This window comes from Microbacterium sp. 69-10 (genome assembly GCF_001897945.1).
Classification (GTDB): domain Bacteria; phylum Actinomycetota; class Actinomycetes; order Actinomycetales; family Microbacteriaceae; genus Microbacterium.
Genome location: NZ_MKRT01000025.1, coordinates 522 through 11,602, shown reverse-complemented (window position 1 = coordinate 11,602; position 11,081 = coordinate 522). Strand labels below are relative to the sequence as shown.

General features: G+C 68.5%; 10 protein-coding genes and 1 pseudogene. 9 read left to right on the top strand and 2 right to left on the bottom strand.

Translation table 11 applies throughout. From position 1 onward, the window contains the following. The 4 genes from BGN97_RS12945 to BGN97_RS12930 form a co-directional block, all read left to right on the top strand. Positions 1 to 2,716: bifunctional [glutamine synthetase] adenylyltransferase/[glutamine synthetase]-adenylyl-L-tyrosine phosphorylase (locus tag BGN97_RS12945; protein WP_292702241.1), on the top strand; the 2,716-nt coding region annotated here is incomplete at its 5' end. A gap of 21 nt (positions 2,717 to 2,737) precedes the next feature. Next, positions 2,738 to 3,673 carry a diacylglycerol kinase family protein gene (locus BGN97_RS12940; RefSeq protein WP_292702238.1) on the top strand — a complete coding sequence of 312 codons (936 nt, stop codon included), beginning with the start codon at positions 2,738 to 2,740 and terminating at the stop codon, positions 3,671 to 3,673. A gap of 32 nt (positions 3,674 to 3,705) precedes the next feature. Then, a complete protein-coding gene (locus tag BGN97_RS12935) occupies positions 3,706 to 4,134 on the top strand; it encodes a hypothetical protein (RefSeq protein ID WP_292702236.1) in 429 nt (142 codons plus the stop codon). Positions 4,135 to 4,205: 71 nt separating this feature from the next. Further along, positions 4,206 to 5,687, top strand: coding sequence for a SulP family inorganic anion transporter (locus tag BGN97_RS12930; RefSeq protein ID WP_292702233.1), 1,482 nt, complete (start codon positions 4,206 to 4,208; stop codon positions 5,685 to 5,687). Positions 5,688 to 5,761: 74 nt separating this feature from the next. Here BGN97_RS12930 and BGN97_RS12925 read toward each other — a convergent pair whose 3' ends face one another. Continuing rightward, complete coding sequence (locus BGN97_RS12925) at positions 5,762 to 6,247, bottom strand: MarR family transcriptional regulator (protein WP_292702231.1); 486 nt, start codon at positions 6,245 to 6,247, stop codon at positions 5,762 to 5,764. A gap of 39 nt (positions 6,248 to 6,286) precedes the next feature. Between BGN97_RS12925 and BGN97_RS12920 the strand changes: the two genes are divergently transcribed. Further along, positions 6,287 to 7,207 (top strand): EamA family transporter, encoded by a 921-nt coding sequence (locus BGN97_RS12920; protein ID WP_292702228.1) that lies wholly within the window; start codon positions 6,287 to 6,289, stop codon positions 7,205 to 7,207. A 30-nt stretch (positions 7,208 to 7,237) separates the two neighbouring features. Here BGN97_RS12920 and BGN97_RS12915 read toward each other — a convergent pair whose 3' ends face one another. Then, positions 7,238 to 7,624: a hypothetical protein gene (locus BGN97_RS12915; protein WP_292702225.1), complete on the bottom strand. Its 387-nt coding sequence runs from the start codon at positions 7,622 to 7,624 to the stop codon at positions 7,238 to 7,240. Positions 7,625 to 7,792: 168 nt separating this feature from the next. On the opposite strand from BGN97_RS12915, the gene BGN97_RS12910 reads away from it, so the two are divergent. From BGN97_RS12910 to BGN97_RS12895, 4 genes and pseudogenes are all read left to right on the top strand, one after another. Continuing rightward, on the top strand, positions 7,793 to 8,167 hold the full coding sequence (locus BGN97_RS12910; protein WP_292702222.1) for a helix-turn-helix domain-containing protein: 375 nt from the start codon (positions 7,793 to 7,795) through the stop codon (positions 8,165 to 8,167). 205 nt (positions 8,168 to 8,372) lie between these two features. After that, positions 8,373 to 8,987 carry a TetR/AcrR family transcriptional regulator gene (locus tag BGN97_RS12905; protein ID WP_292702220.1) on the top strand — a complete coding sequence of 205 codons (615 nt, stop codon included), beginning with the start codon at positions 8,373 to 8,375 and terminating at the stop codon, positions 8,985 to 8,987. A 34-nt stretch (positions 8,988 to 9,021) separates the two neighbouring features. Next, positions 9,022 to 9,879 carry a 3-hydroxyacyl-CoA dehydrogenase gene (locus BGN97_RS12900; protein WP_292702217.1) on the top strand — a complete coding sequence of 286 codons (858 nt, stop codon included), beginning with the start codon at positions 9,022 to 9,024 and terminating at the stop codon, positions 9,877 to 9,879. Between the two features lie 26 nt (positions 9,880 to 9,905). Then, positions 9,906 to 10,979 (top strand): annotated as a pseudogene (locus BGN97_RS12895) (oleate hydratase); the annotation flags it as partial. Positions 10,980 to 11,081: the final 102 nt, after the last annotated feature.

The following is an 11,081-nucleotide window of genomic DNA, read 5'->3' as shown; positions in this document are numbered from 1 at the left end:
GGGCGTCTCCGGCGGCATCGCGGACTTCTTAGCCCGGCGCCCCGAGCAGCTCGATGCCGGGCTCCTGCAGCGCGAAGCGCTGCCGACCGCGCAGGAGCTCGTCGAGACGCTGCTCGCAGCCGTCGACGCGCAGGACGGGTTCGCGCGAGCCGCCCGGCCCGAGGCCGCGCTCCGGATCGCCTACCGCCGCGCGCTGGCGGGGATCGTCGCGGCGGACACGGCATCCGCCGACCCGACAGCGGTCATCGCGGACGTCTCCGCAGCTCTCGCGGATGCCGCGGGTGCCGCGCTCGAAGCCGCTGTCGCCGTCGCCCGCGCGACCGTGACGGACGCCGGGATCCCGCGAGCGGAGGTCGCCGCGACCAGGCTGGCGATCATCGGGATGGGCAAGGCCGGCGCCCGAGAACTGAACTACCTCAGCGACGTGGACGTGATCTTCGTCGCCGGCACCGGCGATGAGCGGATCGTGAGCGAGGCGCGCGCCATCGACGTGGCGACCAGGCTCGCCCGCGAGAGCATGCGCGTGCTCTCCGGCATCGACGCGGAGCCGCCGCTGTGGGAGGTGGACGCCGCCCTGCGGCCGGAGGGCAAGCAGGGCGCTCTGGTGCGGTCCCTCGCCTCACACGAGGCCTACTACGACCGCTGGGCGAAGAGCTGGGAGTTCCAGGCGCTGCTGAAGGCGCGTCCGCTCGCCGGAGACGCGCAGCTGGGAGCCGAGTACATCGCCGCCGTGCAGCCTCGCGTGTGGACCAGCGCCGAGAGGTCGGACTTCGTCGACAGCGTTCAGCGCATGCGCGAACGCGTCACGGACAACATCCCCGCAGATGACGTGCCGTATCAGCTCAAGCTCGGCCCTGGCGGCCTGCGCGACATCGAGTTCACGGTGCAGCTGCTGCAGCTGGTGCACGGCGTCAGCGACCCGAGCCTGCACACGCGCGGCACCCTGGAGTCGCTGGAGGCGCTGGCCGAAGGCGGCTACATCGGACGGGTCGAGGGCGCCGCGTTCGCCGAGCAGTACCGGGTGCTGCGCCTGCTCGAGCACCGCCTGCAGCTGCAGGAACTGACCCGCACCCATCTGATGCCCCGCGACGACGACGGCATGCGCAGACTGGCGCGAGCCACGGGACTGGCCGACTCGGGCCTCGCCCTGCGCCAGCTGTGGGAGAACCTGCGGCGCGACGTGCGGGAGCAGCATGTCCGCCTGTTCTACCGGCCGCTGCTCGCGGCGGTGGCCTCGCTGCCCGCCGAGGAGCGTGCGCTCACCACCGGGCAGGCCGCCGATCGTCTGGCGGCCATCGGCTTCCGCGATCCCGCCGGCGCGCTGCGCCACATCGCGGCGCTGACCGCGGGCCTGAGCCGCAAGGCCAGCATCCAGCGCTACCTCATGCCGGTGATGCTGCGGTGGTTCGCAGACGGCACCGACCCGGACTACGGGCTGATCGCGTTCCGCCGGATCAGCGAGCGGCTCGGCGACACGCACTGGTTCCTGGGGATGCTGCGCGACTCGTCCGGGGCCGCAGAACGACTCACCCGTGTGCTCTCCAGCTCGCGCTACGTCGGCGAGCTCATGGAGTGGATCCCGGAATCGGTGGCGTGGCTGGACTCCGCGAGCGATCTCACCCTGCGCAGCGGGGCGGCGCTGGACGAGGAGGCGCGGGCCATCCAGACCCGGCACGCCACGATCGGCCCGGCGATGAAGGCCGTACGGGCGCTGCGCCGCAGGGAGCTGCTGCGCACCGCCATGGGCGCTGTGCTCGATCACGTCGGCGTTCATGAGATGGCGCGAGCCATCAGCGAGATCAGCGAGGCAACGATCCAGGCCGCGCTGCGCGCGGTGCGGCGCGAGGTCGTGCCGCCCGAGGACGACGCGCTGGACTTCTCGATCATCGCGATGGGCCGCTTCGGCGGGGCCGAGCTCGGCTTCGGCTCGGATGCCGATGTGCTGTTCGTCTATGAGCCGAACGGCGTCGAGCCGCAGCGTGCCCAGCAGCTGGCCGCGAGCATCGTCGCAGGCCTGCGCGAGCACCTGACCGATCACAGACTGCCGCTCGATCTGGACGCCGACCTGCGCCCGGAGGGACGCAACGGGCCGATCGTCAGGACCCTGGAGGCGTACACGCAGTACTACCGGCGCTGGTCGCTGTCCTGGGAGGCACAGGCGCTGCTGCGCGCCCGCGGCATCGCCGGCAGCGTGAAGCTCATCGGCCGGTTCATGGAGCTCGCCGACGGCATCCGCTTCCCCGAGCAGGTCTCGCTGCAGGACGTGCGCGAGATCAAGCGCATCAAGGCCCGGGTTGAGGGCGAGCGCCTGCCGCAGGGAATGGATCCTCGCCGGCATCTCAAGCTCGGCCCCGGAACCCTCAGCGACGTGGAGTGGATGGTGCAGGTGCTGCAACTGCAGCACGGCCACCGGGTCCCCGACCTGCGGACGACCTCCACGCTGCAGGCGCTGGACGCCGCCGTGCTCGCCGACCTGCTGCCCGCCGCCGCGGCGGAGCGGCTGCGCGAGGCCTGGGTGCTGTGCAGCCGGCTGCGCTCGGCGATGACGCTGCTCACAGGCCAGACGCGCGACGTGCTGCCGGTCGACCACCGCGAGCTGGACGGCGTCGGTCGCCTGCTGGGTTACCCTGACCGCGGCGCCATGCTGCTCGAGGAGGACTATCTTCGGGTCACGCGTCGCGCCCGGCGGGTGTTCGAGACCCATTTCTACGGCTGAGAAGGAACGCGAGGGGGAGTCATGTCCGAGCGCATCGGGATCGTGTGGAATCCGACGAAGATCGACGAGGCGGCGCTGAGGGATGCCGTCGAGGCCGCGTTCTCCGCGGATGACGACGTGCAGTGGTGGGAGACGTCCGCAGACGACCCCGGGCGCTCGATGGCCGAGGCCGCCGTGCAGGCCGGATGCGACGTGGTCATCGCGGTCGGCGGCGACGGCACGGTCCGGGTGGTGGCGGAGGTCATCGCGCAGCAGGGAGAAGGCGCCCCCGCGCTGGGCATCGTGCCGCAGGGCACCGGCAATCTGCTGGCCCGCAACCTCGGCATCCCGCTCGCGAGCATCCCGAAGGCGCTCACGACGATCGCCGCAGGCCGCACGCGCGACATCGACATGGGCTGGGTGCGCGCCGACGACGCCGAGCACGAGACGGGCTTCCTGGTGATGATCGGGTCGGGCCTGGACGCGCACATGCTCGCCGAGACCGACGACGATCTGAAGGACAGAGCGGGCTGGCTGGCCTACGTCGAGGCGATGGGGCGCGCTCTCACCGCCGCCGAGACGATGGAGTTCACCCTCCGCGTCGACGACGGGGACGAGCAGGTGCTCAGCGGCCACACCCTGCTGATCGGCAACTGCGGGGCGATCCAGGGCGGCGTGACGCTGCTTCCCGACGCCGTGCCCGACGACGGCCGGCTGGACCTGCTGCTCGTGAGTGCCGACGGAGCCGCCCAGTGGATGCAGACCCTGCGCACGATCGTTTGGGACAACGGCATCCGGCGTGTGCTCGCACGCGACGAGGAGACGGTCAGCACGGATGCCGCGCAGCACCTCTCCGGCGAGAGCATCCGCGTTCGGCTCTCCACGCCGTCGGCGTTCGAGATCGACGGCGAGGAGGCCGGCGACGTCTCGGCGCTCGAGGTGCGCGTGCAGCCGGCCGCGCTCCGGGTGCTGTGCTGACGGCGACGGACCGAGGAGAGGAAGGGCGCAGGATGGATGGTGGCTTCGAGGCACTCCACGGACGATGGGCGGGGCAGGAGGACGTGTACGCGACGGCGTGGACGCCGGCCGGTCGTGCGACGGCCGAGATGCTCCTCACCCCGGGGCCTGCAGGCACCCTGCTCGTGGACTACGCGGAGCATCGCGCCGACGGGGACATGACCGGCCACGGCGTGGTCTCGGACGGCGGCTGGTGGTGGTTCGACTCCTACGGGTTCGTCCCCGCCTCGGCGGGAACGTCCGCGTGGGAGGACGGCGAACTGATCCTGGAGCGCCGTTCGGAGCGCGGGCGCAACGTGATGGTCCTGGCATCCGACGGCGATCGGCTCACGATGCGGCTCGCCGCCGAACCTGCGGACGGGAAGCTTCAGCAGCTCGTCTCGGGCGTCTACCGTCGCGTGCTCGCAGACGAGTCGGCCTGACGCCGACCTCGGGCGCCGGATGCGCCCACCGGCGCGGATAGAATCGGGCGTCCCCTCTGGCAGGAGTCCCGATGCCCTCATCGCACCCGACGTTCGGCGTGCTCGCTGCGCTGCGCAGCCCGCGACAGCTCTCCCGCGAGGTGTTCGCCGGGCTGGTGACGACCCTCGCGCTGGTGCCGGAGGTGATCTCGTTCTCGGTGGTCGCCGGCGTCGACCCGATGACGAGCCTGGTGGCGTCGATCGTGCTCTGCCTGACGATGACCTTCCTCGGCGGGCGGCCCGGCGTGATCACGGCCGCCGCGGGCTCCGTGGCACTGGTCATCGCGCCGCTCGTGCACGAGTACGGCGTGAAGTACGTGCTCCCGACCGTCGTCCTGGCGGGCCTCCTGCAGATCCTCTTCGGAGGCCTGGGGCTGGCCAGGCTGATGCGGTACGTGCCGAGGTCGGTCATGCTCGGATTCGTCAACGCGCTCGGCATCCTGATCTTCGTCGCGCAGCTGCCGCACGTCATCGGAGCGGACCTTCCGGTGTGGATTCTGTTCGCACTGACTCTCGCGATCGTGCTCCTCCTGCCGAGGCTGACCAGGGCGATTCCGTCTCCACTTGTCGCGATCGTGGTGGTGACCGCGGTCGTCATCATCGGCCGGATGACGGTGCCCGACGTCGCCGACGAGGGCCCCGTCGGCGGCGGCCTGCCCGGTTTCACCCCGCTGGATGTGCCGCTGGATCTGTCAACCCTGCAGCTGATCCTGCCGACCGCGATCAGCGTGGCGCTGGTGGGGCTGATGGAATCGCTGCTGACGGCGAAGCTCGTGGACGAGATCACCGAGACCCCGTCGCACAAGGGGCGGGAGTCGTGGGCGCTCGGCGTCGCCAACATCGCCGCGGGCTTCTACGGCGGCGTCGCGGGATGCGCGATGATCGGCCAGACCGTGCTCAACGTGAAGACCAGCGGTGCGCGGACGCGGATCTCCACGTTCGTGGCGGGCGGGTTCATGCTGGCCCTCGTCACCGGGCTGAGCTCGTTGATGGGGCAGATCCCGATGGTGGCGCTGGCCGCGGTGATGATGGTCGTCGCCGTCACCACGGTCGACTGGCACAGCGTGCGTCCGTCGACGCTGCGGCGGATGCCGCTCTCGGAGACGATCGTCATGGTCGTCACCATCGGCACCGTCGTGCTGACGAGCAACCTCGCCTACGGCGTCATCGCCGGAGTCATCCTGGCGATGATCCTCTTCGCGCGCCGTGTGGCGCACGTGATCAGCGTGGAGCGGATGCCGGCCTCCGACGGCGCGAGCGTGCGCTACGCCGTGCGCGGACCGCTGTTCTTCGGCAGCAGCAACGATCTGGTCGAGCACTTCCGGTACGCCGAGGATCCGGCGTCCGTGGTCATCGACCTGGGTGCGGCGCAGATCTGGGATGCCTCGACCGTGGCCGCCCTGGACTCGATCGCCGCGCGCTACGAGCGCCGTGGGGCCACGATCAGCATCACCGGTCTCGACGCTCGCAGCGAGCGCTTCCATGGCCGCCTGAGCGGCTACCTGGGCGCCTGAGGGCTACCGAGGCGGCCGGACGGCGGCGATGCGCAGCGGCCGACGGCGACCGCATCGGTCGAGGGCGTGGGAGCTCAGTCGCGCACGAGCTTGCGGAGCAGGCGCTCGAGCTGCGAGCGTTCCTCGTCGCTGAGAGATGAGAGCAACCGGCGCTCCGTCTGCAGATGCGCAGGATAGGCCTCATCGATGAGCGCGCGTCCCTCCGGCGTGAGCTCGACGATGCGGCCACGGGTGTCGTCCTCGCGCTGACTGCGGATCACGAGACCGGCCGCTTCGAGCCGGTCGACGCGCTTGGACGTGGCGCCGGCTGTCACCATCGTGTGCTGGGCGAGGTCGCCCTGCGAGAGCGCGAAGGGCGATCCCGCCCTGCGGAGAGCGCAGAGGACGTCGAACTCGCCCTCGCCCAGGCCGAAGCGGCGATAGTTCCTGATCAGTTCGCTCGTGAAGTCGTCCGAGATGCGCCGCATCCTGCCGATGACGGCCATCGGGCTCGGATCGAGATCCGGGCGCTCGCGACGCCACTGCTCGATGAAGGTTCCCACTCGATCGTTCGTGCCCATGCATCCAGCATAGTTTCCGCGGAACATATAATGGTTTCCATGGAAACTAACCGCTGGCCGCGACGTGTGTGGGACAGAGCCCGGTGGCCGCTCGTCGCGGCGGTCGGCCCGATCGCGTTCGGGTCGAACTACTTCGTGACGCACGAGTACCTTCCGGCCGGCTCGCCGCTGTGGGGGTCGGCGATCCGCGCGCTGCCGGCGGGGCTGGTGCTGCTGCTCGTGGCTCGACGCCTGCCGACGGGGGCGTGGCGGTGGCGTTCCGTCGTGCTCGGCACGCTCAACATGGGGCTGTTCTTCTGCCTGGTGTACGTGGCGGCCCAGCTGCTGCCGTCCAGCGTCGCCGCGTCGCTGATGTCGCTGAGTCCGATCGCGATCGCGGGAGCCGCGTGGCTGCTGATCGACGAGCGGCCCGCACCGCGCGTGATCGTCGGCGCAGTGATCGGAGGTGCCGGCGTGCTGCTGATCGTCGGAACGGCGACCGGAGCCCTGGACGGGTGGGGGATCGCGGCGTCGATCGCCTCGATGCTGCTCTCGTCGATCGGCGCGATCCTCACCAGGCGCTGGCAGGACGACACTCCAGTGCTCACGGTGACCGCATGGCAGCTCGTGGTCGGAGGGCTCGAGCTGCTCGTGGCCGCAGCCGTGATCGAGGGCGCGCCTCCCGCCGTCACCCCGGTCGAGGTCGCCGCGTTCGCCTACGCGAGCCTGATCGCGACGGCCCTGGGCTTCGTCTGCTGGTTCACGGGGTTCCGCCACCTTCCGGCGGGAGTCGTCGGCGTGATCGGTCTGCTCAATCCCGTCACCGGGGTCGCGCTCGGAGTCTTCGCCGGCGGCGAGATCCTCACACCGCTCCAGGCGGTGGGCATCGCGCTCGTGCTGGTCAGCATCGCGATCGTCAACGCCCGACGCCGCACCGCCGTCGTCCTGGAGGGAGAGCGACAGGTCGTGAAGAGGCGATAGACGCCACGAGGGCCTGACTCCGGGAAGAAGTCAGGCCCTCGAGGCAGAGGGGCGCGGTTCAGACGCCGTAGTACAGCTCGGCTTGAGGATCTGAGAACCGCGGAGCGGCAGAAGCGTTGGGTTCGCGTGCCGAAGTTCGCAGTGAAGGTACTGAGCGAACTCGTGGCGAGCCACGTTCCCGACCCCGAACGGAATCCAGACGACGTACTGTTCACGACCGAGCGCGGCCGTCCGCGCGACCCCAGCGCGGTCGGCGAGTTGCTCAGGATGTTCCGCCGCGAGTTCGAGCCGGAGCTGCTGGCTATTGGGGTCGACGCCGAGCATCTCACCTTCCGCAGCCTCCGCAAGGCGGTCGCTGCGGCGGTATCGGACACGGCTGGGGTCGAGGTCGCACGCGACCTTCTCGGGCACCGACATCACGGAAGGGCACTACGCGAAGCGTCCCGACCTCATCGTCGAGGTCGCGGCTGACGCGCTCGACGAGGCGTTCGCGGGCATCGACGCATGAACTGTAAGGCTCAAGAAGGGGATGCCGTATGAACACTTGTATTGTCCAGAGTGTTCAGGTGGAGGTAGGATGGGGTCATGACCATGACGAGCTTGACGATCAACCCGGAGGATGTGCGCTCCAGCGCCGGGGCGCGCCCGGCTTGGCTGGAGCAGGTCGCCGCGTATGTGCAGCAGGCGGCAGCCGATGGGGAGACGGTGACGCTGACGGCGAAGCGCCGCATGATGACCCCCGAGCAGGTCGCCGACGCGATGGGCGTGTCTCGTCCCACCATCTCGCGGAAGATCAAGGCGGGGGAGATTCGCGCGGTCAAGGTCGGCAATCGCAATCGCATCCCCTACGAGGAGTTCGAGCGGTACTGGCGCAAGACGATGGGCGACCTCGTGGAGCTGACGCGCGATGAACTCCGTGACGACCTCTTCGGCGGCCGCGTACGGCATAGTCCGCGTTGACGACGTCATCCACCGGGCAGCGCAAGTGACTTACTTCAACCCATCGCGGCGGCCCGCGGACGCGGAGTGAGCAGAAGCGGGCACGAAGGCACCGAACGCAAGCCGTCCACCCCCATTGCGGAGTGCACTCATTAATGAGTAAGCTCCATTTCAGAAGGAGGAACGGATGTCCGCTACGAACGCAGTCAGTCGAAGGTCGAGGTCGATGGAGTCCAAGCAGCGGCGGATCTCCGAGGCGGCAGCCGAACTGTTCGACGCCGAGGGCTTCAGCGCCGTGACCACCCAGCAGATCTCGGACCGGGCAGACGTGGCCGCAGGCACTCTGTTCCGGTACGCCGCTTCGAAGAGCGAGTTGCTGTTGATGGTCTACAACTCCAAGCTCGACGAGGCGCTTCGCGAGGGCCTGGAGCGCGCCGAATCGGTCAGCGACCCGGTCGAGGCCGTGGTCGCGTTGGTCGAGCCGCTCGTGACACGGGCGAGCGAGTCGCCGGAGAACGCGGCCACCTACCAGCGCGAGCTGCTCTTCGGGTCGCCGTCCGAGAGATTCCGGCTCGAGGGCCTCGCTCACGTGCAGGCCTTCGAGGAAGCACTCGCCGCGCGCCTGGTCGACAGCGACCGAGGACGCGGGGTGACCGACGACCACGACGCCGCACGCGTCGCGAGCAGCTCCGTCTTCGCCGTGGTCCATCTCGCAATCGCTCGGCTGTACACCGGCGCCCACCGCGGACACGATCTGCGAGACGACCTCCGCCACCAGATCGCGCAGATCGTGCGGGGGCTGGCGGCGACCCGCGAGGCAACCGGCGAACGTCGACCATGACAACCACACAGAACCGGAAATGAAGGAGAGCAGAATGAGCAGCATCCACAAGGTCACAGTCCTCGGCACCGGCGTCCTGGGATCGCAGATCGCGTTCCAGACGGCGTTCAGCGGCTTCGACGTCGTCGCCTACGACATCAGTGACGAGCTTCTCGAGAAGGCGAAGTCACGTTTCTCGTCACTGGCAGAGACCTACAAGCAGGACGGCGTCGCCGGGGCCGCCGAGGGGAAGGCGGAGAAGGCGCTCGAGAACCTGACGTATTCGTCCGACCTGGCAGACGCCGTCAAGGACGCGGATCTGGTGATCGAGGCGATCCCCGAGGTCTTGAAGCTGAAGCAGGAGACCTACGAGAAGCTCGCCGAGGTGGCGCCGGAGAAGACGATCTTCGCGACCAATTCCTCGACGCTGCTGCCCAGCGACATGAAGGACTTCACCGGCCGGCCGCAGAAGTTCCTCGCTCTGCACTTCGCCAATCAGGTCTGGAAGTTCAACACCGGAGAGGTGATGGGAACGGACGAGACCGACCCCGCCGTCTTCGATGAGATCGTCGACTTCGCGGCCGAGATCGGCATGGTGCCGATTCCGATCCACAAGGAGAAGGCAGGTTACGTCCTGAACTCTCTCCTGGTGCCCTTCCTGAACGCCGCAGCCGAGCTCGCCGCCGGCGGATACGCGGAGCCGCATGACGTCGACAAGGTCTGGCGCATCGCGACCGGCGCCCCCATGGGGCCGTTCCAGATCTACGACGTCATCGGGCTGACCACGCCGTACAACATCATGTCGCACGGCAGCCCGGAGGCTCAGAAGATCGCCGCCTGGTTGAAGGAGAACTACATCGACAAGGGCAAGCTCGGCATCTCGACGGGCCACGGCTTCTACGACTACGAGTGACCAAGGAACAGAGAAGGAAGAAAAAGATGCGCTATACGAGCGGGAATTACGAAGCGTTCGCGCGGCCCCGCAAGCCGGCGGGTGTCGATGAGAAGTCGGCCTGATTCGTCGGATCAGGGCTCGCGTCCCTATCCGGTGCCGCGTTCCTCATCCGCGACGGCCAGATGCCCGGGAACAAGATCACCATTCTCGAGGAGCTGAAGCTGCCCGGTGGCGCGCTCGACGGCATCAAGGAGCCGAAGAAGGGATTCGTGATCCGCGGCGGCCACGAGATGGAGGACCATTTCGAGTGCCTGTGGGACCTGTTCCGCTCGATCCCGTCCCTCGAGGTAGAAGGAGCGAGCGTCCTGGACGAGTTCTACTGGCTCAACAAGGACGACCCGAACTACTCCCTGCAGCGCGCCACGATCGACCGAGGCCAGGACGCACACACCGACGGCAAGTTCGGCCTGAGCGAGAAGGCGCAGAAGGACATCGTCAAAGTCTTCCTCGCCACTCGCGAGGAGATGGAGAACAAGCGGATCGACGAGGTGTTCGGCAAGGACTTCCTCGAGAGCAACTTCTGGCTCTACTGGCGGACGATGTTCGCCTTCGAGGAGTGGCACTCCGCACTGGAGATGAAGCTGTACCTTCACCGGTTCATCCACCACATCGGCGGCCTGCCCGATTTCTCGGCGTTGAAGTTCACCAAGTACAACCAGTACGAGTCCCTCGTCCTGCCCCTGTACACGTGGCTGCTCGACCAGGGCGTGACGTTCCACTTCTCCACGCAGGTCACGGATGTCGACTTCGATATCTCCGCCGACGGTGCGCGCAAGCAGGCCACGCGTCTGCACTGGGTCTCAGGGCCGGAGGGAGCACCGGGAGACGGCGTCGACCTGTCGGAGAACGACCTGCTGTTCATGACGATCGGATCGCTGACGGAGAACTCGAACGAGGGAGACCAGCACACCCCCGCACGTCTGGACGAGGGCCCCGCACCCGCCTGGGACCTGTGGCGGCGGATCGCGCAGAAGGACCCCGCGTTCGGGCGTCCGGGAGTCTTCGCCGACCACATCCCGCAGACGAAATGGGAGTCGGCCACCGTCACCACCCTAGATGAATATTCGCTTCTCTGAGCGCCACGAGTATTGCGGTTGAGTGCCACTTGCTCGTGGACGCGATGGCGTCGTTGAGAGCCACCGGATATTCGGGTTCGGCGC